Below are 20,528 nucleotides of genomic sequence, written 5' to 3'. Positions count from 1 at the left end.
GGTGGCTCGGAATTACAGGTAGTACCAGAGGATGAGCATGACCACCCACGTGCCACCGAGGACCTGGAGCACGCGGTCATGGAGGGCGATCTCCTCGGGTTCGCCCGCATTGCCACTGTCGACGTCCACGGCGTAACGCAGCACGGCGACGACGAACGGCACGAGGGAAATGACGCTCCAGACGGAGCCGGGGGCGGCCTGCTGCTGCTCGAACGCCCACAGCGAGTACGACATGATCAGGATCGCCGCCGACGTCGCCCAGACGAACCGCAGGTAGCTCGCCGAGTACTTCTTCAACGAGGAACGGATCTTGGCGCCGGTGCGCTCGTAGAGTTTGATCTCGGCGTAACGCTTGCCCGCCACCATGAACAACGACCCGAAAGCCGTCACGAGCAGGAACCACTGCGACAGGGCGATGCCGGTACCGACACCCCCCGCAATCACGCGCATGAGGAAGCCCGAACCGACGATCGCCAGGTCGACGACCGGCTGATGTTTCAGCCCGAAGCAGTACCCCAACTGCACGGCCATGTAGACGGCCAACACCACGAGCAACTGCCACGAAGCGAGCAGGCTCAACGCACATCCCGCGGCGAAGAACCCGACCGAGGCGATGTAGGCCGCCGGGACGGGCACGATCCCCGCGGCGATGGGGCGCTTGCACTTCGTCGGGTGGGCCCGATCGGCCTCGACATCGATGGCGTCGTTGACCAGGTACACGGCCGACGCGACGAAGGAGAACGCGACGAACGCGATCAGCGCGTCCAGCAGGACGCCACCGGTGACGATTTCACCAGCCGTGAACGGTGCGGCCAGAACGAGAACGTTCTTGACCCACTGCCGCGGCCGCGCGGTTTTCAGCAGTCCGGTGACGATGTTCCCGGAAGCGCCGGCCTCCTGGCCGGTCGTCTGTTCGCTCGACACGGTCGCCTCCGCCTGGCCTGCCTCGGCCTGTCGGGTCGTCTCACTCATCGTGAGCTCCGGTTGCGATTCAGCTTGCGGCGCACGAACCCGCCGACGACGCCGCCGAGAGCGGCACCCGCGAGGACGTCGGTCGGATAATGCACGCCGAGTACGAGCCGCGACGCCAGCATCGGCGGCACGATCGCGGGCACGACATTGCGTCCGACGAGCCCCGAGTAGAGAACGGCCGCGGCCGTTGTCGACGTCGCGTGCGACGACGGGAAACTGAGCCGACTGGGCGTGCCGACACCCACGCGCACATTCGGGTGGTCGGGCCTCGGGCGGCGCACGACCCGCTTGACGGCGATCGAGGCCGCGTGTGCGCCGACGATTCCCGCCGCTGCGCCTACCCAGTCCTTCCGACGCCGCTTGTCGACCGCCGCACCCACCAACGCCAACGCGGACCACCCGGCACTGTGCTCACCGAAGTGGGACATGCCGCGGGCGATCTTCACGGTCGTCGGGTTGACGATGCGGTCCTGCACCGCCGCGAGAACGGCCAACTCACCGTCCGGCGGGGTCGTGACCGTCGCACGGGTGGTGTCGGCAGTGGTGTCCCTGTTGCCGTCAGTGGCGTTGCCCGCTAAGACCGGGTCCTTCTCAAGCATCGATGGAACCGTCCAACGGCGCCCCATCGGTGAGATGGGGGGCGATCTTGTTGTCGAACATCGACAGGGCCGACCCGATCGCCATGTGCATGTCGAGGTACTTGTAGGTGCCGAGCCGGCCCCCGAAGAGCACGTTGCGCTCGGCCGCTTCCTTCTTGGCGAGTTCGCGGTACCGCTCGAGCTTGCCCCGGTCCTCCGACGTGTTGATCGGGTAGTACGGCTCGTCGTCGTCGTTGGCGGCCCGGGAGTACTCCCGCACGATGACCGTCTTGTCCTTCGGGTGCCGGTCCTCGCGCTCGGGGTGGAAGTGCCGGAACTCGTGGATCCGGGTGTAGGGCACTTCCTCGTCGTTGTAGTTCATGACCGACGTGCCCTGGTAGTCACCCGTGGGAACGACCTCCTGCTCGAAGTCCAGCGTGCGCCAGCCGAGGCGCCCCTCGGAGTAACCGAAGTAGAGGTCGAGCGGGCCCGTGTACACGATCGGCGTGCCTTCGGGAATCTGGTCGCGCACGTCGAAGTAGTCGACGTTCAGGCGCACCTCGATGTTGGGGTGCTCGGCCATCTTCTCGAGCCACGCGGTGTAACCGTCGACGGGCAGGCCCTCGTACGTGTCGCTGAAGTACCGGTTGTTGAAGTTGTAGCGCACCGGCAGCCGGCTGATGATGTCGGCGCTGAGCTCCTTCGGGTCCGTCTGCCACTGCTTGGCGGTGTACCCGCGGATGAACGCGTCGTAGAGGGGGCGCCCGATGAGCGAGATGCCCTTCTCCTCGTGATTCTTCGCGTCCTGGGTATCGATCTCGCTGGCCTGTTCGGCGATGAGTGCGCGCGCCTCGTCCGGCGAATGGGACTTCCCGAAGAACTGGTTGATGAGGCCGAGGTTCATCGGCAACGGGTACACCTGGCCCTGGTACTTGCCGAAAACCCGGTGCTGATAGTCGGTGAAGTCGGTGAATTGGTTCACGTAGTCCCACACACGCTTGTTGGAGGTGTGGAAAAGGTGCGCACCGTAGCGGTGCACCTCGATACCGGTCTCCGGCTCGGGTTCGGAGTACGCGTTGCCGCCGATGTGGTGCCTGCGCTCGAGAACGAGGACCCGCTTGTCGAGCTGGCCGGCCACACGCTCGGCCACGGTCAGGCCGAAGAATCCGGAGCCGACAACGACCAGGTCGTATCCGTCGAAACCGGCATTTCCGTTGCTGGGAGTTTCGGTAAGCGCGCTCACGGTGCAAAAGGCTACCGACGTGCTGCGACCCTCGTGCGGCGAGGCTCCCCCGTTCCTTCCGGGACGTCCCCCTGACGGCTCTCACCTGGCCAGCTGTCGACCGCACGAGGGTTCGCGCTCCGACACCCCCGTATGACCACGTGTGATTCGTGTGTGGTCAGCGCCGTACGTCAGAACCGACGGAAGATCGTCAGACCCGGTTCCACGGCGCCGACAATTCACGCGGTTCTCACTCGGTCGAGCGACGACGCGGAGAAACTCCGGAAATCGGGCAGGCGGTTCATTCGGCCGCAGGGCGCTCCTGCAGGCCGGGCAGCACATCGTCGGCGATTTCCTCCAGCACGACTTCGCGTCCCTGGTAGGGGCTGGAGCTGCGCGGCCAGTGCGCCATGATGTCGGTGAATCCCAGGTCGGCGGCGCGGCCCGCGGCGTCGACGAACGCCTCCTTGCTGGTCAGCGAGTACACCGGTGCGGCGTCGAGGCTCAGATGACGCTCCAACGTCGCCGGTTCGCGCCCTGCCGCGGCGAGCTCGTCGTCCAGGCGCGCGGACAGGTCGGCGACGCCCTTCCACCACGACTCGAGTTCGTCGGAGTTTCGTCCCGTGGTCAACCAGGCGTCACCGGTCGTGGCCGCGAACCGGATCGTGCGCGGCCCGTTCGCGGCGATCACGAGCGGCGGACGGGGATGCTGAACCGCGCCGGGCAGGTTCCGCGCGCCCTTGACGGTGTAGTACTCGCCCGAGTGGTCGAACCCGTCGACCCGCAGCAGACCGTCGAGCGCGGTCGTGAACTCGATGAACCGGTCGGCTCGTTGACCTGCCGTCAACTCCGGCTCGTCGAACACGGTCGCGTCGTAGCCGAGACCACCCGCGCCGACACCCACGATGAACCGCCCGTCCGACAGGTCGTCGAGCGTGATCACCTCCCGCATCAACGGCAGCGGGTGCCGAAAGTTGGGCGAGGTGACGAACGTGCCCAGCCGGATGTGCGACGTCACCATCGCGGCGGCGGTCAACGTCGGCACGGCGCCGAACCACGGCCCGTCCACGAGGTTCCGCCACCCGAGGTGGTCGTAGGTCCAGGCGTGGTCGAAGCCGTACTCCTCCGCGGCCCGCCACTTCGGCTCGGCCGCCCACCAGCGGTCCTCGGGAAGGATCACAATGCCAACGCGCACGGCGCCACACGCTATCGGCCTACGGCCTCGCTGTCGTGGGCGCCCGCTCCTCGCGTGGACTCGGGCGTGTCGTGCCCGCTCACAGCGCTGCGACGGCATCCCACGACGCGTCCGCTTCCGGTCGATGTGTCCGAAAGGGTGTCGCATGGAACACGACGGCCCCGCGCGAAAGCTCTGGGAGACTGGAATCGTGGAGAAACCGAGCCTCATCGCATCCGACGTCGACGGCACGCTGCTGACGACGGCCACGCACCTGAGCCCGCGCACGGTCGACGTGGTCGCCAGCGCGGTCGACACGGGCGTGCCGGTGGTGCTCGTGTCGGGCCGCCCGCCGCGGTGGATCCCGGAGGTCGCCGAGCAGGCCGGCCTCGACGGTTACGCCGTGTGCGCCAACGGCGCCGTGCTGTACGACATCGGCGCCGACCGCGTGGTCGACGTCCACGGCCTGATGGACCCCGCGCAGCTCGCCACCGTCGCCGACGCACTCGAACACGCGCTGCCCGGCTGCACGCTCGGCGCGGAACGTGTCGCCACCCACGCCGTCGACGACGACATGCGCAACTTCGTGATCGAAGCCGGCTACCACAACCCGTGGGGCGACGGCGAGGGATCGCACGCCTCCCGCGCCGAAGTGCTCGGCCACGCAGCCGTGAAGCTGCTGGTCAGTCACCCGAAGATGACGTCGGACGCGATGGCCAGAGCCGCCCGCGAAGTCCTCGACGCGCACGTCGACGTCACGTTCTCGTCCGGTGCCGGGCTCATCGAACTGGCCGCGCACGGCGTCACGAAAGCCACCGGTATCGCCGCGGTCGCGCGACGCGCCGGACTGGACGCGGACGGCACCATCGCGTTCGGCGACATGCCCAACGACGTCGAGATGCTGCGGTGGGCGGGGCACGGGGTCGCGGTCGCGAACGCGCACCCGGCCGTGCTCGACGTCGCCGACGAGGTCACCGCACCACACGACGAGGACGGCGTCGCCCAGGTCCTCGAACGCTGGTTCTGACACCCGGGGCGCCGGCCTCGGCACGGCTCGGCGCCGGTCTCAGCAGGGCTCGGCCGTGAACCGCGGATCGGCCGCGAGCCGGTCGGTGAGCAGATCCGCCTGCGGCCTGTGCAGGTACAGCTCCACCCATCGGCCGCCCGTCGTGTCCCCACCTGCTCGGCGGAACGGCACGACCTCGTAGGGGCCCGCGTACTCGGTGCGGATGCTGCACGTCCGACTCGGCAGATATCCCCCGGCCGCGTCGACGACCACGGCCGGCATCCGGTCGCGCACGACGTAGGCGTGGTCCTCGGGATGGCGCGCCAGGTGGGTGTCCGTGGTGCCGCTCGGGTCGACGACGTACAGCCGCGGGCCCGCCGCCGCGGCCAACGCGCCCGCGGGCACGGCGCTGACGACGGTTCCCGCGGTGAGGCGTGCACCCAGCCATTCGCCGATCTCGTCCAACTCGTTCTCGACGGTCCGCAGTTCGTGCATCGCAGGCAGCGCCCTGGTCATCCCGAACGTCACCGACAGCCCGGCCAACACCACGGCGACGACGGCGACGCCCCGACCGGTCGGCATCGCTCCGGAGGAACCGCCCGGCACCGTCTCGGACGACGGACTCGACGGCGCTCCCGGAGCCGGGCCGTGAGCGGTGGCCGACGTCCGCGAGGCGGCCGTGCCCATGGGGAGGGCCGGGTCCGTGGGGAGGGCCGGGTCCGTGGCAGACGCCGTGCCCTTCGCCACGGCCGGCGGCATACCGGCCAGCGCGAAGCCACTCGCCGCGGCGACGGCCAGCAGCACCGGCACGGGCGCGAGCCGCTCCCACGCGGGCAGCGAGCCCCCGCCGATCGCGACGACGTATCCGCTCTCCGCGAGGGCGAGAGCGAACAGCAGCCACACGTACGTCGCGCCGGGCAACCGGCGCCGATAGCTCAGTACGCCGATCGTCACCGCTGTGATCAGCAGGAACGCCTGATAGGTGAGCGCGAAGTCGGTGACGTACGTCCACCCGGCCTCGAAACGGCCGACGAGCGAGTCACTGGCCCGGACGAGGCGCGCCACGACGGCCGTGGGCACGCTGTCGCCGTAGTAGGTCAGGCGCCACGCTACCCACGGCACCAGCGGCACCGCGGCACCCGCCACGTACACGGCGGGCGACGGCCTCGGCATTCGCCTCCGGAGCGCGGCGATCACGAGCCAGCAACCCGCGACCACGGCGACGACCACGCCGTCGAGACGCGTCATCACCGCCAGCGCTGCGACCACACCGGCCAGCACGACATGGCCGGTGACCAGCGTGTACACCAGCGTCAGGACGAGCAGCACGAACAGCGGGGTCGACAGTCCGGACGGTCCGTAGGCGGCGAGCGCACCCGTCGCGGCAGTGACCACGGACGCCGCGACCGCGAACGCAGGCGCCCTGCCGGACCAGCGCAGGATCCGTCCCGTGAGCGTGTAGGCGACGAGCACGCAGCCGAGCGCGCAGGCGATACCGAGGGTGACGGCCACCGGTTCGACGTCCGCCCCGGTGATCGCCCGGACCAGCGCCAGGAGCACGATCCACGCGAAATCGGTGTAGCCCTCGACCGGTTCGCCGGGGTTGAACACCGGCCCGTAGCCCTCGGCGATGTTGCGTGCGTAGCGGAAGCCGATGTGAGCCTCGTCCGGCACGGTGCCGTAGGCGAGCTGGTGCACCAGCGAGGCCGCCAGGGTGACGGCGAGTGTGACGAGCCGCCACCCGCGGTGAGCACTCAGCCGGGGCCACGCCACGACGAGCAGCACCGCGAGGCACACCCACAGCGCCACCACGGCTGTGGCGATCATGGCGACCACCCCATCCCCGCCTCGGCCGATCGACCGGCCGAGCAGACAACGTACCCAGGCCGGACGACCTGTCGGACGGGTACCCGCCCGACAGCGCATGCCGACGGCCGACTGCCGCTACAACTCGAGGCTCGCGAGCATCGTGAACGTCTCGTCGACGAGGTCCTCGAGCGGTTCGCGATACCCGGTGTCGTGCCAGTACTCGATCAGCGCGATGAGGGCGTGCACCATCGAGGACACGAACACCCGCAGGCGCAGGGAGTCGAGTCCGAGGCCGGTGTGGATGGCGAGGATGTCCCGCAGCAGAGCCTCCATCTGGTCGACCTCAGCGCCCATGGCCTTGCGTACCGACGGTTCGGACAGCACGAAGTGGATCCGCGTCCGCAGCAGCGTTTCGTCCGCCGGCAGGTGGTTCCCGAGTTCGCTCAGCACCCGGCGCAGCGCCTCGACGGGCGCGTGGTCGTTGAGCAGGCCGTCGAAGCGCCGCAACAGGTCGGGATCGGCCTCGTCGTAGAGGACGAGCTGTTCCTTGGTGCCGAAATAGCGATACACGGTGCTGGGCGAGACCTCGGCCTCGTCGGCGACCCGCTCGATCGTCACGGACGTGAAGCCGTGCTCGGCGAACAGGCGCAGTGCCGTGTCCTGGATGTGCCGCATCGCCTTGCGCTTCTTCCGCTCACGCAGGCCCGGTTCGCGCCGATACCGGTCCCGGAGCGACTCGACTCCTCCCACCACTCCGCGAGGCTAGCAGCTGCTTTCTTCTGATAGTGACTCCCGAATTTCGGCGCCCGCACCCCTGCGGCCACCGACACCACCGGCCGTTCGCGTGGCCCTCGGTCCACGGTGGCGGACCGGCCGGGCTGCGGACCGGCCAGGAGCCACCCGCGATTGCTGGACTCTGTCGACAGAAAGTCACTTTCAATACGAAGTCACTTGCAGAAGCGCCCGACCCATCCGTACCGTCACTCCCAATTGAAAGTCACTGTCACATGCGAGCCACTCCGGGAGCAACGGATGCGCGGAACCGGCACGACCACCACCGTCGACGTCGCGGGCCTGATCAAGGAGTTCGGCCGATTCCGCGCCCTGGACGGACTCGACCTGACGGTCGAACCCGGCGAGGTCCACGGCTTCCTCGGACCCAACGGAGCGGGCAAGTCGACGACGATCCGCGTCCTGCTCGGCCTGCTGCGGGCAGACGGCGGGCGAGTGAGCCTGTTCGGCGGCGACCCGTGGCACGACGCCGTCACCCTCCATCGCAGGCTCGCCTACGTCCCCGGCGACGTGCACCTCTGGCCGAGCCTCACCGGCGGCGAAGTCATCGACGTGCTGGCCGCCGCCCGTGGCGGCGTCGACGGGCGCAAACGCGCCGCACTGCTCGAACGCTTCGAACTCGACCCCACCAAGAAGGCACGCACCTACTCGAAAGGCAATCGGCAGAAGGTTGCGCTGGTGGCGGCGCTGGCCTCCGACGCCGAACTGCTGGTGCTCGACGAACCGACGTCCGGCCTCGACCCACTGATGGAAGCCGAGTTCCAGGAGTGCGTCACGGAAGTCGCGGCGGAGGGCCGCACCGTCCTGCTCTCCAGTCACATCCTCGCCGAGGTCGAAGCACTGTGCGACCGCGTCAGCATCGTCCGCGCAGGTCGTACCGTCCAAACCGGCACGCTCGACGACCTGCGGCACCTCACGCGCACCACCGTCGACGCCCGCACCCGCCACCCCGCGACCGCGATCCACGACCTGCCCGGCGTACACAACGCGACCCTCGACACCACCACCCCGGACACCGGCGCCGGACACCACGTGCGGTTCGACGTCGACGCCGATCATCTCGACCAGGCCATGCGCACCCTCGCCGAGTTCGGCATCACCGCGTTGACCAGCTCGCCGCCGTCACTCGAAGAGCTGTTCCTCCGCCACTACGGCTCCCCCAACGACGGCACTCACGACCACGACACTCACGACGACGACACCGCGACCACCGGGTCCATCGCCGTGCACACGCCCGACGGCGCCGCCGCGGCGCGCCACTCCCGGGAGGGAGCAGCCCGATGACCCCGCCGACCTTCGCCGCGACGGCACTCCTGGTCCGGGTGACGCTGCGCCGTGACCGCGTCCGGCTTGCGATCTGGTTCGCCGCGCTGCTGGCGTTGCCGCTGGCGGCGGTCTCCGCTTTCGAATCGCTCTACCCGACGCAGGCCTCGCTCGACGGCTACGCCCGCACGGCGGCCAACCCCGCGGCGATCGCGATCGGTGGCCCCGGGCACGGCCTGCACACGCTCGGTGGCGTGATCGTGTTCGAGGTCGGCGGCTTCATCGCCATCGGCATCGCGCTGTGCAACGTCTTCCTCGTGGGCCGGAACACGCGCGCCGAGGAGGAACTCGGGCGGGTCGAGTTGTTGCGGGCGGCGGTCGTCGGACGGCACGCGGCGCTCGCGGCGACGCTGCTGGTGGCGGCCGGGTTCAACGCCGCCGTCGGCGGTGCGGTCGCCGTCGCGCTGGGCACGCAGGGCCTGCCGTGGCCGGGCAGCGTGACGTTCGGGGCGGCGCTCACTGCGATCGGGCTCGTGTTCGCGGCCGTCACGGCGGTGGCCACGCAGGTGGCCGATCATGCGCGCGGGGCTCAGGCGATCGCGGGCGCGGTGTTCGGTGCCGCCTACCTCGCGCGGGCGGCGGGCGACATCGGGGACGGCACGTTGTCGTGGTCGTCCCCGGTCGGCTGGGCGCAGGCGACCCGGCCGTTCGCCGACGAGCGGTGGTGGCCGCTGCTGCTCGTCAGCGGCTTGGCGGCGGCGTGCGTGCTCGGCGCGTTCACGCTGGAGTCGCATCGGGATCTGGGCGAGGGCATGACGTCCCGTAAACCGGGACCGGCGCGGGCGTCCGCCGGGCTGACGACGAGGCTCGGCCTGGTGTGGCGGCTGCAACGGAGCGGGATCGCGGGCTGGGCGGCAGGCGTGCTCGTCGCGGGCGGGGCCATGGGGGCGGCCGCCGACCAGACCGGGGACATGCTCGCCGACAACCCGGATCTGCTGGCAGCGCTCGGCGGTTCGGCCGCCGAGGAGCTGACCGACGTCTTCTTCCGCATGACCGCGTTGCTGCTCGCGCTGGCGGTCAGCGGCTACCTCGTCGCGGCCGTGCTGCGCGGCCGCGGGGAGGAGCGGGCCGGACACGTCGAACCGCTGTTGGCAGGCGCGGTCAGCCGCGCCCGATGGACGTCGGCGCAGCTGGCCGTTCCGGCGGTGGCGAGCGCGGCACTGCTGGTGCTCGGCGGTGCGAGCGCGGGTGCCGTGTACGCCGTCGCCGCGGGAGACGCCGCCCAGTTGCCGCGGATCCTCGGTTCGGCGGTCGCCTACCTGCCCGCGGTGTGGCTGTTCGGCGGACTCGCGGTGGCGCTGTTCGGCATGGCGCCACGGTCGGCCCCTGTGGCGTGGGGCGCGCTCGCGGTGGCCGCCGTCGCGTCGCTGCTCGGACCCGCGTTCCGGTTCCCCGCGTGGGCGGTCGACCTGTCGCCGTTCGAACTCACGCCGCAACTGCCGGGCGGCGAGGTGGCGCTGACGGCACCGGTGGTGATGCTGCTGCTCGCGACGGCGCTGACCGTCGCGGGAACCGCGGGGTTCGCCCGCCGCGACCTCGCCACCACCGCGTGAGGACGCCGGTTCGGGGCCGCTACCGTCGTCGGCCATGCGACGGGTTGTGGTGATCGGCGGCGGGATTCTCGGCCTGGCCGTCGCGCGCGAGCTGACCGTGCGCGGCGACGAGGTGACGCTCCTCGAGAAGGAGGATCGCTGGGCGGCGCATCAGACGGGCAACAACTCGAACGTCGTCCACGCGGGTCTCTACTACAAACCCGGGTCGCACAAGGCCCGGATGTCGGTGGCGGGCAACCGGTCGATTCTGGCGTTCGCCCGCGAACACGGGGTTCCGGCGGAGGTGTGCGGCAAACTCGTCGTGGCCACGCAGCCGTCGGAACGCGCGGCGCTGCACGTCCTTGCCGAACGGGCGGAGGCGAACGGCGTGCCGGCGCGGCTGATCGGCCCCGCCGAGGCGCGGGAGTACGAACCCGAGGTGTCGTGCGTCGAGGCGCTGCGCGTCGAGACCACCGGGATCATCGACTTCCCGGCCGTGTGCGAGACGCTCGCACGGCTGTCGACGTCGGCGGGTGCCGACCTGCGACCGGGCAGCCGTGCGGTGGCGATCCGGCCGCGGCCGGGCGGGGGCGTCGACGTCGCCACGGAGACGTCCTCGGGCGGTTCCGGCCGGGGACGCTCCGCGCGGACGTGCTGGTCAACTGTGCCGGGCTGCACGCCGACCGGGTCGCCGAGCTCGCCGGGGTGCGGCCGCGGGCGCGGATCGTGCCGTTCCGCGGCGAGTACTACGAGCTGAGCCCCGAGAAGCGACATCTCGTGCGCGGGCTGATCTACCCGGTGCCGGATCCGTCGCTGCCGTTCCTCGGCGTGCATCTGACACGGATGCTCGACGGCAGTGTCCACGCCGGACCCAACGCGGTGCTGGCGCTGCGCCGCGAGGGCTACCGGTGGCGGGACGTCTCCCCGCGCGACGTCGCCGACGTGGCCCGGTTCGCCGGGTCGTGGCGGCTGGCCCGCCGGTTCGCGTTCCCCGTGGGATGGGACGAGGTGCGGCGTTCGCTGTCCCGCAAGCGGTTCGCCCGGAGTTTGGCGAGGCTCGTGCCCGTCGTCGGGCCCGACGACATCGTGCGCCACGGCGCGGGCGTGCGCGCGCAGGCGGTGCTGCCGGACGGCGGCCTCGCCGAGGACTTCGTCATCGACCGCGCGCCCGGGCAGGTGCACATCCTCAACGCCCCGTCCCCTGCCGCCACCAGCGCCCTCGAGATCGCCCGCCACATCGCCGACAGCACGCAGGCCTGAGTCCGCGGTCGCAGGTGGCGGTCGGCGAGGTCGCGGCGGGAAAATTCGTCGGAGATTTTTCTGCGCTGTAACGCACCTGCGTCCCGGTGCGGCCCTACCGTGAGATCTGTGTCCGACGACTGCATGATCCGCCCGGTCGAGCCGGCCCCCACGGGCATCGGCCTCGTGGCCCCGTTCGACTTCGCCCTCGACCGGGAACTGTGGCGATGGCTGCCCGCCCACGTCGACCTGTACACCACTCGCCTGCCGTACCTGTCCGATCCGGTGTCGGTACAGCTCGCCACCGCGCTCAGCGATCCCCGTGGTGTCCGCAACGCCACGCGCGACGTCCTCGCGCCGGAACCGAGTGCGGTCGCCTACTCGTGCAGTTCCGGAAGTTTCGTCGACGGCGCCGCAGGCGAGGCCGCGATCGTCGCCGCGATGCTCGACGCGGGCGCGCCCGCCGCCGTCACGACGTCGGGCGCCACGGTCGCCGCGCTCACCGAGGTCGGCGCACAGCGCGTCGCGCTGGTGACCCCGTACGTCGACGCCGTCACCGACAAGCTCGTCGACTTCCTCGCCGCGTTCGACATCACCACGACCGCCCGGTTCGACCTCGGCCTCAGCGGCGGGATCTGGAAGACGTCGTACGCCGACGTCCGAACTGCAGTGTCCACTGTCGACACCATCGGGGCGGACGCGGTGTTCGTCGCGTGCACCAACGTGCCGACGTACGACCTCATCGCGCCGCTCGAAGCGCAACTCGAGGTGCCCGTGCTCACCGCGAACCAGGTCACGATGTGGGCCGCGATGCGCGACGCAGGCGTGATCGGCGTCGACGCGCCCGGATCGCTATTCGCCGACCGGGGAGAGGACCTCACGGCCGCCTAGGAACGGGCGCATCGCTTCCGGCACCCGGACGGAACCGTCGGCGAGCTGGTGGTTCTCCAGGATCGCCACCAGCCACCGCGTCGTCGCGAGGGTGCCGTTGAGCGTGGCCGCGGTCTGCGGCTTGCCGTTTCCGTCCCGGTAGCGCACGCCGAGCCTGCGGGCCTGGAACGTCGTGCAGTTCGACGTCGACGTCAGCTCGCGGTACGTCTCCTGCGTCGGGAGCCACGCCTCGCAGTCGAACTTGCGGGCCGCGCTCGTGCCGAGGTCGCCCGCCGCGGTGTCGATCACGCGGTACGGCACCTCGATCTTGGCGAGCATGTCCTCCTCGAACGCCAGCAGCTTCTCGTGTTCTGCCTCGGCGTCCTCGGGCCTGCAGTAGACGAACATCTCGATCTTGTCGAACTGGTGCACCCGGAGGATGCCGCGCGTGTCCTTGCCGTACGAACCCGCCTCGCGGCGGAAGCACGTCGACCACCCCGCGTAGCGCTTGGCGCCCGCGCCGAGGTCGATGATCTCGTCGGCGTGGTACCCGGCCAGCGGCACCTCCGACGTGCCGACGAGGTACAGGTCGTCGTCGCCGAGGTTGTACACCTCGTCGGCGTGCGCGCCGAGGAAGCCGGTGCCGCCCATGATCTCCGGGCGCACCAGCACCGGCGGCACCATGAGCTCGAACCCGGTGGCGCCCGCCTGCGCGGCGGCCATGTTCAGCAACGCGAGCTGCAGCTGCGCGCCGACCCCGGTCAGGAAGTAGAACCGGGCGCCCGACACCTTCGCGCCCCGCTCCATGTCGATCGCACCGAGGCGCTCGCCGAGGTCGAGGTGGTCGCGCGGGGTGAAGTCGAACTCGCGCGGCGTGCCGACGTGCTTGAGCACCTCGAAGTCGTCCTCGCCGCCCGCGGGCACGCCGTCGATGATCAGGTTGGGCACCACGCGGTGCAGTTGCTCGAACTCGTCGCTCGCGCGGGACTGCTCGGCCTCGGCCTCCTTGACCTGCGCGGCGAGCTCCTTGCCCTTGGCCAGCAGCGCCTCCCGCTCGTCACCGGAGGCCTTGCCGATCTGCTTACCCAGTGCCTTGTGCTCGGCGCGCAGCTGGTCGGCGGTCGCGATCGCGGACCTGCGTTCGCCGTCCAGGGACAGCAACCGGTCGACGACGCCCTGGTCCTCGCCGCGGGCCCGCTGCGAGGCGCGCAGCAGGTCCGGGTCTTCGCGCAGAATCCTGAGGTCGATCACGCCCCTGAGGGTAGACGGCCCGCCCGGCGGCGCTCCGCCGAGGCACGGCCGCGACGACCGATCGCGTCACCTGGCCGGGACGATCCCGCCCCGCAACCCGCAACACGACTCCCCGAAGCCGCATCGCGTGCCCCCGAGACCGCAACACGAGCCCCGCGATGCACAACACGGTCCCCCGAGACCGCAACACGGGCCCCGGGAACTGCAACACGGGCGGGAGGCGCGGGTTACAGGGAGCGGACGAAGCTCGCGATCTCGGCGGCCAGCCGGGGTCCGCCGTCCTCCTGGAGGAAGTGGCCCGCGTCGTTGATGACCGGGTGCTCGCGGCCCTCGGCGCCCGGCAGGCGTTCCAGCACGGGCCGCATACCCGCGGTGATCGGGTCGCTGTCGGAGAACGCGACCAGCATCGGGATCGACAGCTTGCCGAGCGTGGCGCGCGCCGCGCGGTTGGCCGCCGTCGCCGGGTCCTCCGGCGTGGTCGGCACCAGCGACGGCATCGCCCGCGGACCCGCCTTGTACATCTCGTTCGGGAACGGCGCGTCGTAGGCGGCCCGTTCCTCCTCCGTCAGCTCCGTGACGCAGCCGGACTGCACGAACCGGCCGACGTCGAGTACCTGCGCCTTCTCGACGGCGTCGTGGAACGACCACCACACGTCGGGCATGCCCTCGTCGCCCGTCGGCAGTCCCGTGTTGGCGGGCACGACGCCCGCGAACCGCTCGGGGTGCTCGGCGACGAGGCGCAGGCCGATCAGCCCGCCCCAGTCCTGGCCGACGAGCGTGACGTCGCGCAGGTCCAGGGCGTCGAACGCGAACGCGCGCATCCATTCGACGTGCGCCGCATAGGTGTGATCGGCGACATCGGCGGGCTTGTCCGACCGGCCGAAGCCGACGAGGTCCGGTGCGATCGCGCGGATGCCGGCGTCGGCGAGTACCGGCAGCATCTTCCGATACAGATACGACCAGCTGGGCTCGCCGTGCAGGAGCAGCACGACCGGACCGTCGGCGGGGCCCGCCTCGACGTATCCGATGCGGACTATGCCGGTCTCCTCGCTCTCGATCTCGGCGTACCGCTCGGGGAAATCGAAGCCGGGGAGGTTCTCGAAACGATCATCTGGAGTCCGCAATAGCCGCACGCCGCCACCGTAGCGCGTCAGAGGCACCTGACAACCCCGCGAAACGATCACGAGACGGTCGGGTCACGAGAGCGCATCCACGGCCCCGTCGGCGGCGTGCGGCCGGGCGGAGCGACTAGGAGATCGCGACGGCCACGACGAGGCCGAGCGCCAGGTGGGCAGCCGCGACGACGAGGCTCGCCGGGGCGAAACGGTCGCTCTCGATGGTCGAACGGACGTCGATGCGGGTGGCGAACTCGAGCACCCGCACCGCGGCGACCTGCACGACGATGCCGACGAACCCGAACACCAGCGACATGATCAGGCCCTCGGCGAGGTCGCCGGTGGAGGCCCAGATCGCGACGACGACGATGAACGCCATCGACAGCAGCCCGGACGAGGTGACGATCACCGCGTTCGGCAGTCCGCGGCGCACGAGCTCCGACAGCTTGCCCGGTGTGGTGAAGTCGATCGCGTAGAAGCCGATGAACATCAGCAGCAGGCCGACGATCGCGTACAGCGCGATGGCCCCGATGCCCCAGGCGATGTCTCCGAAGAAGCCTTCGGACAGTGCGACGTTCACGTGGAACTCTCCCTTGGTCGAGTATCGGAAAGGTCGGCTCCGGCCGGTGCGGCTCTCCCGGCGCTCGGTCCGCAGGAGACGGGCACCCGCCGGAGGCGGTGTCGATCGGTGGCGGTCACTCGGGGATGCGGTGCGGGACGAACGCGGCGCCGTCGTCGGTGACGAGCCCCGCCGTCTCGCGGATCCCCAGCCCCGCCGCGTTGTCGCCGACGATCCAGGCGCCCAGTGCGGGCCGGAAACCGTCGAACTCGGGCAGCGGGTCGAACGCCTGGAAGGTGTACCCCTCCGCGCCGTAGACGCCCGCGGTCTCGGTTTCGTACCCGGGCGCGACGATCTGCACGTTCGCACCCTCCCTGCCGAGCTTGGGCTTGCGCACGTACTCGGTGAGCAGGCCCGGCTGGTCGTTGAACGCGGGCAGCAGGTTGGGATGCCCGGGATAGTTCTCCCAGAGGATGCCGAGCAGCGCCTTGTTGGACAGCAGGGTCTTCCACAGCGGTTCGACCCACAGCGTCTGCGGCAGCGATTCGGCGGCGTACCGGCCGAACTCCTCCTCGACGATCCATTCCCACGGGTAGTTCTTCACGACCGTGCCCATGGGCGCCTCTTCGAGGTCGACGAACCGCTTCAGCAGCGGATCCCAGCCGATCTCCTCGATGGCGAGCGCGACCGTGTCGAGCCCGGCCTCGGCGGCCGTCTCCTGCAGGTACGTCGTGGTGATGTGGTCCTCACCGCTGGTGTCGGCGCTCGACCACGTGAAGTGGACCTCCTTCGACGGCAACAGCCCGCCGACGTGCTGCCAGCGCTCGACGAGCTGTTCGTGCAGCGAGTTCCACTGGTCGGAGTCGGGAAAGACCTCGGTCTTCCAGTGCCACTGCAGGATCGCCGCCTCGAGCAGCGAACTCGGCGTGTCGGCGTTGTACTCCAGCAGCTTGGCGGGGCCGCGGCCGTCGTAGCGCAGGTCGAACCGGCCGTAGAGGTGCGGGTCCTGCCGTTTCCACGACTCGGCGATGTGTGGCCACAGCCATTCGGGCAGCCCGAACTCGCGGTACCGCTCGGCGGTCACCACGTGGTCCACGGCGTCCAGGCACATCGAGTGGAGCAGCTCGACGTCGGCCTCGAGCGCGAGCACCTCGTCCATCGGGATGACGTAGTGGACCGACTCGTCCCAGTAGGGCCGGGCCTTGCCGTCGCCGTAACGCGCCGGGGTGCCGAACACGAGTCCCTGCTGTTCGACGGTGCGCTGCCAGTCGGCGCGGGGTGCGGAAGTGGATCGCTGCACCGGGTCAGGCTCCGCTCTTGCCGAAGCTGCCGCCGCTGACGCCGAACCCGCCCCGCTGGACGGTCTTGCCCGACCGCGTGGAGATGTTGGCCCCGCCGGGCTTGGTGTACGAACCGCCCTGCACCTGGGTCCCGGGGGTGCCGCTGCCACCGTAGTTGTAGCGGTACTGCTGGTAACCACCGCCCGGCATCGGCAGGAACATGAACCCGCCGCTGGTGTAGCCGCCGTGACTCTCGACGTAGTCCTCGTCGCAGTAGTCGTCGTCGGAGACAACCGTGCCGTCGGCGTCGGTGCAGACCGCGGTGACCTCTTCGGGCTTGACGAGGTACCAGCCCGCGACCAGGCCGACCAGGCCCAGCCCGACACCGCTGCCGATGAACAGCTTGCGCCGGGTGTCCGACTTCTGCTCCGCCGCGATCCGCGCCTGTTCGGCCTGCGCCGCCCGTTCCTGCTCGGCGACCACCGCCTGCTGGCGCGCCCGCTGCTCGGCCAACGTCGGCTCACGCGGCTCCGTGCTCGACGGATCCTGGAACCGCATCTGCCCCTGTGGCCCCTGTGGCTCCGGGCCGCCCGGCGACCCCCCAGCCGTGTTGTTCTCGTCGCTCATTCCCGAAGGCTCCACATGTCGGCACCTTGTCCTGTTGGCGGCGCCGTCGCTGTGACGGCGCCGTCCCGTTGACGGCGTCCCTGTGACGACGTCCTGTTGGCGGCCTTGTCCCTCCGACCCGGTCCGGCCGCCGGCTCCGTTCACCCGACCGCCGGGCCATCACCCGTCCGAGGTCGGTTCCAACCCTAGCGACCCGCGCGCAACCGCTGTCACGAGCAGGCATCATGGAATGGATGTCCGAAGAGCCCCGCCGGTTCCATCCGGAGAAGCCGACGCGCACGAAATCTGCGCGCCGCACCCGTGTCCTGGTCGCGGGTGTGTTCGTGGGCGCCATCGCCGCGATGTCGCTCTCGTGGCTGCTGGGCTGGGGATTCGAGACCGAGGAGGAACGCACCGAGGCCCGCGCGGAGAAGGCCGCGCAGGCCCGCTACGAGGCGTTCAGCTCCCCCGCGGGCACCTGTCTGACCTGGCAGGCCGCCGACGCGGCCGACATCCGCGAGGTCGACTGTTCCCGGCCGCACCTGTTCGAGGTCATCGGCTCGGTCGACATCTCCGACCAGTACGGGCGCAACGCCCCGATTCCCGACGCGGCGACGTGGCGCACGCTCACCACGCAACGCTGCGGCCAGAAGGCCCGCGACTACCTCGACGGGCCGCTGGACCCGGAGGGCAAGCTCAGCCTCGGACTGCTGCAGCCCGACGAGCGCCAGTGGAACTCCGGCGACCGGCGGATGCACTGCGGCCTCCAGCGCACCGCACCAGGCGGTTCCCTGCAGCCCCTCGAGGCGCCCGCCGCCGAGATCGACCAGTCGAACGTGTGGGAGAAGGGCACCTGCCTCGGCATCGAGGACAAGTCACCGGGCGATCCCGTCGACTGCGCCGAGCCGCACTCGTACGAGATGGTCGCTGTCGTCGACCTGGGCGAGGAGTACGAGGCGTTCCCGTCGCAGAAGGAGCAGAACGAGTTCCTCGACAAGCGGTGCAACAAGCTCGCCGACGACTACTCCGGAGACGCCGACCTGCGCAAACAGGGCCTGATCACCGCGTGGGACACCCGCACGAAGGAGAGCTGGCAGGCGGGCTCGAAGCTCGTGAACTGCAAGGTCGGGGCGCTCCTCGAGGACAAGAGCGGACTGGCGTCGATCCGCGGCAGCGTGTCGAAGGACGCCGAGACGACACCCCGACCGTCGCAGGGCGGCGGCGACAACTCGTCACAGGAGTCGGACGGCGAGTCCGGCTCCGACGGCAGCAACGGCGGTGGCTCTGACGGCTCGGGCGACGGCAGCGGGTCCGAGGGCAGCGGGTCCGAGGGCAGCGGCGGCGACACGGGCTCGGGGTCCGACTCCGGTGGAGCGGGTGTCGACATCGGGGGTGACGCCGGCGTCGACATCGGCGGCGACGTGAGCGGCGACGGGAACGGGGGCTGACCGCCCGTGGCCGTCGACATGCCGCTGGAGCGCTTCGAGGAGCTCGTCGCGTCCGCACTCGACCGGGTTCCGGAGCAGTTCGCGAGCGCGATGGACAACGTCGTCGTGCTCGTCGAGGAACACAACGAGGAAGAACCCGACATCCTCGGGCTGTACCACGGCGTCGCGCTCCCCGACCGCGGTCACGACTACGGCGGTGTCCTGCCGGACCGCATCTCGATCTACCGTGGGCCGATCCTGAGCATCTGCGACACCGAGGACGACGTCGTCGAAGAAGTGCTGATCACCGTGGTGCACGAGATCGCGCACCATTTCGGCATCGACGACGCGAAACTGCACGAGCTGGGCTGGGGCTGATCCACCCGGCCCCCTGCGAAAGTCGCGATTCGCTCTGCGACGTTCGCCCGAAAGGGTAGGATTACTGGCGGTTGCCGCCCCGGCACGCTCTGCTCGAACACGATGGCGCACGACTCGACCACAACAGTGACTTCTCCGGCCCCCGCCCGCCGCGGCCTACCCCTGCTGCTGGGCGCCAACCTCGCCGCCAACCTCGGCGACGGTATCGCCAAGGTCGCTTTCCCCCTCCTCGCCGCCACGGTCACGCGCGACCCGGTGTTGATCGCCGGGCTGTCGGCCGCCCAGTTCCTGCCGTGGCTGCTGCTCGCGGTGCTGGCGGGTGCGCTGCTGGACCGCGTCGACCGGCGCAAGGCGATCGTGCTGGCCAACACCGCGCGGGCGGCTGCGATCGGCGGCATGACCGTGCTGGTGCTGACGGACTCGGCGTCGATATGGCTGATCTACGTCGGCGCGCTCGTTGTGGGCGTGGCGGAGGTCGTGGCCGACAGCGCGGCGAACGTGCTGATCCCGTCGGTGGTGGACAGCAACGGCCTGTCGGGTGCCAACAGCAAGCTGCAGGCCACCGAGATCGTGGGGCAGACGTTCGCGGGCGGGCCGCTGGGCAGTCTCACGTTCGCGGTGTTCGCGGCGTTCCCGTTCCTGCTGACGTCGGCGTCGTTCGCGATCGGCGCGGCGCTGCTCCTCGCGTTGGCGGGCAGCTTCCGCCCGCAGCGGTCCTCACCCGAGACGCAGGACCGGCCCACCGCCACGCTGCGCTCCGACCTCGCCGACGGCCTGCGCTGGCTCGTTCGCGACCCGGTCATGTGGCGACTCGTCGTCGCCGCGGGCGGGCTGGCGTTGACCTCGGAGCTCGCGCAGGCCCAGCTGGTGCTGTACGCGCTCGAGGACCTCTCCCTCACCGAGGCGGCCTTCGGCGTGTTCGGCCTCGTGGGCGGCATCGGCGGACTGGCGGGCGCGGCGGTCGCGTCGCGGCTGGTCGACCGGTTCCGCGGTCGCCACGTCCTCGCCTGGTCGATGGCTGCGGCCGGCGGCGCGTTCGTCGCGATGGGCCTGTCGGCCCAGCCCGTCGTCAGTGCCGTGCTGTTCGGGGTCTTCGCGGGCGCCGTCGTCGTCGCCAACGTGCTGCTGGCCACGACGCGCCACCGCCTCGTGCCCGCCGAGCTGCTGGGCAGGGTGCTCGGCGTGTGGCGCGCCGTGGTGTGGGGCATGCTGCCCGTCGGCGCCCTGCTCGGCGGACTGTTGACGACCCTGCTGGGCTCGACGAGCGCGACGTTCGCGTTCTCCGGCGCCTGCCAGATCGCGCTCGGTGTCGTCACGATCACCGCGGTCCTGCTGCTGGACCGCCGAGCGGGCAGCCGGCGCAGCCGGGCCTGAGCAGCCGCGACACGTCCGCCG

At 70.5% G+C, this 20,528-nt stretch carries 18 protein-coding genes and 1 pseudogene; 8 read left to right on the top strand and 11 right to left on the bottom strand.

Annotated elements, in window-relative coordinates:
- Positions 1-12 precede the first annotated feature (12 nt).
- The 4 genes from LY13_RS21640 to LY13_RS21625 all read right to left on the bottom strand — a co-directional run bounded on the left by LY13_RS21640 (position 13) and on the right by LY13_RS21625 (position 3,967).
- Entirely contained in the window at positions 13-972 is a 960-nt protein-coding gene (locus LY13_RS21640) for a decaprenyl-phosphate phosphoribosyltransferase (protein WP_253830443.1), read from the bottom strand.
- Positions 969-1,466 carry a phosphatase PAP2 family protein gene (locus tag LY13_RS21635; protein ID WP_253830468.1) on the bottom strand — a complete coding sequence of 166 codons (498 nt, stop codon included), beginning with the start codon at positions 1,464-1,466 and terminating at the stop codon, positions 969-971. Before LY13_RS21635 ends, LY13_RS21640 begins: the two co-directional genes overlap by 4 nt.
- Positions 1,467-1,563: 97 nt before the next feature.
- Positions 1,564-2,793, bottom strand: a complete 1,230-nt coding sequence (gene glf / locus LY13_RS21630) for a UDP-galactopyranose mutase (RefSeq protein ID WP_253830442.1) — start codon at positions 2,791-2,793, stop codon at positions 1,564-1,566.
- Positions 2,794-3,073: 280 nt separating this feature from the next.
- Positions 3,074-3,967: an LLM class flavin-dependent oxidoreductase gene (locus LY13_RS21625; protein WP_253830441.1), complete on the bottom strand. Its 894-nt coding sequence runs from the start codon at positions 3,965-3,967 to the stop codon at positions 3,074-3,076.
- A gap of 190 nt (positions 3,968-4,157) precedes the next feature.
- Here LY13_RS21625 and LY13_RS21620 point away from each other — a divergent pair, with 190 nt between their 5' ends.
- On the top strand, positions 4,158-4,973 hold the full coding sequence (locus LY13_RS21620) for an HAD family hydrolase (protein WP_253830440.1): 816 nt from the start codon (positions 4,158-4,160) through the stop codon (positions 4,971-4,973).
- 39 nt (positions 4,974-5,012) lie between these two features.
- Here the strand turns inward: LY13_RS21620 and LY13_RS21615 are convergent, their stop codons facing one another.
- Together LY13_RS21615 and LY13_RS21610 are read right to left on the bottom strand one after the other, a co-directional pair.
- The gene (locus LY13_RS21615) at positions 5,013-6,779 is read right to left on the bottom strand and encodes a DUF8728 domain-containing protein (RefSeq protein WP_253830439.1); all 1,767 of its coding nucleotides are present in this window, start codon (positions 6,777-6,779) and stop codon (positions 5,013-5,015) included.
- 117 nt (positions 6,780-6,896) lie between these two features.
- Complete coding sequence (locus LY13_RS21610; protein WP_253830438.1) at positions 6,897-7,514, bottom strand: TetR/AcrR family transcriptional regulator; 618 nt, start codon at positions 7,512-7,514, stop codon at positions 6,897-6,899.
- Positions 7,515-7,793: 279 nt separating this feature from the next.
- Between LY13_RS21610 and LY13_RS21605 the strand changes: the two genes are divergently transcribed.
- The 4 genes and pseudogenes from LY13_RS21605 to LY13_RS21590 all read left to right on the top strand — a co-directional run bounded on the left by LY13_RS21605 (position 7,794) and on the right by LY13_RS21590 (position 12,538).
- The gene (locus LY13_RS21605) at positions 7,794-8,837 is read left to right on the top strand and encodes an ABC transporter ATP-binding protein (protein ID WP_253830437.1); all 1,044 of its coding nucleotides are present in this window, start codon (positions 7,794-7,796) and stop codon (positions 8,835-8,837) included.
- Positions 8,834-10,429, top strand: a complete 1,596-nt coding sequence (locus tag LY13_RS21600) for an ABC transporter permease (protein ID WP_253830436.1) — start codon at positions 8,834-8,836, stop codon at positions 10,427-10,429. Before LY13_RS21605 ends, LY13_RS21600 begins: the two co-directional genes overlap by 4 nt.
- Positions 10,430-10,463: 34 nt before the next feature.
- A pseudogene (lhgD, locus tag LY13_RS21595) lies at positions 10,464-11,668 on the top strand (L-2-hydroxyglutarate dehydrogenase).
- Between the two features lie 123 nt (positions 11,669-11,791).
- Entirely contained in the window at positions 11,792-12,538 is a 747-nt protein-coding gene (locus tag LY13_RS21590; protein WP_253830467.1) for a maleate cis-trans isomerase family protein, read from the top strand.
- Here LY13_RS21590 and serS read toward each other — a convergent pair.
- From serS to LY13_RS21565, 5 genes are all read right to left on the bottom strand, one after another.
- Positions 12,500-13,768: a serine--tRNA ligase gene (gene serS / locus LY13_RS21585; RefSeq protein ID WP_253830435.1), complete on the bottom strand. Its 1,269-nt coding sequence runs from the start codon at positions 13,766-13,768 to the stop codon at positions 12,500-12,502. The genes LY13_RS21590 and serS overlap by 39 nt on opposite strands.
- Before the next feature lie 227 nt (positions 13,769-13,995).
- Entirely contained in the window at positions 13,996-14,901 is a 906-nt protein-coding gene (locus LY13_RS21580; protein ID WP_253830434.1) for a haloalkane dehalogenase, read from the bottom strand.
- A 115-nt stretch (positions 14,902-15,016) separates the two neighbouring features.
- A complete protein-coding gene (locus tag LY13_RS21575; protein ID WP_183647049.1) occupies positions 15,017-15,463 on the bottom strand; it encodes a DUF350 domain-containing protein in 447 nt (148 codons plus the stop codon).
- Positions 15,464-15,578: 115 nt separating this feature from the next.
- On the bottom strand, positions 15,579-16,742 hold the full coding sequence (locus LY13_RS21570) for a glutathionylspermidine synthase family protein (protein ID WP_253830433.1): 1,164 nt from the start codon (positions 16,740-16,742) through the stop codon (positions 15,579-15,581).
- Positions 16,743-16,746: 4 nt separating this feature from the next.
- Complete coding sequence (locus LY13_RS21565; RefSeq protein ID WP_253830432.1) at positions 16,747-17,349, bottom strand: hypothetical protein; 603 nt, start codon at positions 17,347-17,349, stop codon at positions 16,747-16,749.
- 233 nt (positions 17,350-17,582) lie between these two features.
- Between LY13_RS21565 and LY13_RS21560 the strand changes: the two genes are divergently transcribed.
- From LY13_RS21560 to LY13_RS21550, 3 genes are all read left to right on the top strand, one after another.
- Entirely contained in the window at positions 17,583-18,776 is a 1,194-nt protein-coding gene (locus LY13_RS21560) for a septum formation family protein (protein WP_253830431.1), read from the top strand.
- 18 nt (positions 18,777-18,794) lie between these two features.
- Complete coding sequence (locus tag LY13_RS21555; protein ID WP_301299474.1) at positions 18,795-19,133, top strand: metallopeptidase family protein; 339 nt, start codon at positions 18,795-18,797, stop codon at positions 19,131-19,133.
- Positions 19,134-19,235: 102 nt separating this feature from the next.
- The gene (locus LY13_RS21550; protein ID WP_253830429.1) at positions 19,236-20,507 is read left to right on the top strand and encodes an MFS transporter; all 1,272 of its coding nucleotides are present in this window, start codon (positions 19,236-19,238) and stop codon (positions 20,505-20,507) included.
- The last annotated feature ends 21 nt before the right edge of the window (positions 20,508-20,528 follow it).

Origin of the sequence: Prauserella aidingensis (assembly GCF_024171865.1) — a bacterium.
GTDB classification, from domain to species: Bacteria; Actinomycetota; Actinomycetes; order Mycobacteriales; family Pseudonocardiaceae; genus Prauserella; species Prauserella aidingensis.
The sequence above is the reverse complement of the archived record's forward strand: the minus strand, read 5'-3'. Positions and strand labels throughout refer to the sequence as shown.

What these genes read in the sequence shown, in the direction of transcription:
- LY13_RS21615 (WP_253830439.1), bottom strand. Translation starts at nt 6,779, where the DNA reads ATGATCGCCACAGCCGTGGTGGCGCTGTGGGTGTGCCTCGCGGTGCTG.
- LY13_RS21565 (WP_253830432.1), bottom strand. Translation starts at nt 17,349, where the DNA reads ATGAGCGACGAGAACAACACGGCTGGGGGGTCGCCGGGCGGCCCGGAG.
- LY13_RS21640 (WP_253830443.1), bottom strand. Translation starts at nt 972, where the DNA reads ATGAGTGAGACGACCCGACAGGCCGAGGCAGGCCAGGCGGAGGCGACC.
- LY13_RS21560 (WP_253830431.1), top strand. Translation starts at nt 17,583, where the DNA reads ATGTCCGAAGAGCCCCGCCGGTTCCATCCGGAGAAGCCGACGCGCACG.
- LY13_RS21550 (WP_253830429.1), top strand. Translation starts at nt 19,236, where the DNA reads ATGGCGCACGACTCGACCACAACAGTGACTTCTCCGGCCCCCGCCCGC.
- LY13_RS21590 (WP_253830467.1), top strand. Translation starts at nt 11,792, where the DNA reads ATGATCCGCCCGGTCGAGCCGGCCCCCACGGGCATCGGCCTCGTGGCC.
- LY13_RS21555 (WP_301299474.1), top strand. Translation starts at nt 18,795, where the DNA reads ATGCCGCTGGAGCGCTTCGAGGAGCTCGTCGCGTCCGCACTCGACCGG.
- LY13_RS21600 (WP_253830436.1), top strand. Translation starts at nt 8,834, where the DNA reads ATGACCCCGCCGACCTTCGCCGCGACGGCACTCCTGGTCCGGGTGACG.
- LY13_RS21605 (WP_253830437.1), top strand. Translation starts at nt 7,794, where the DNA reads ATGCGCGGAACCGGCACGACCACCACCGTCGACGTCGCGGGCCTGATC.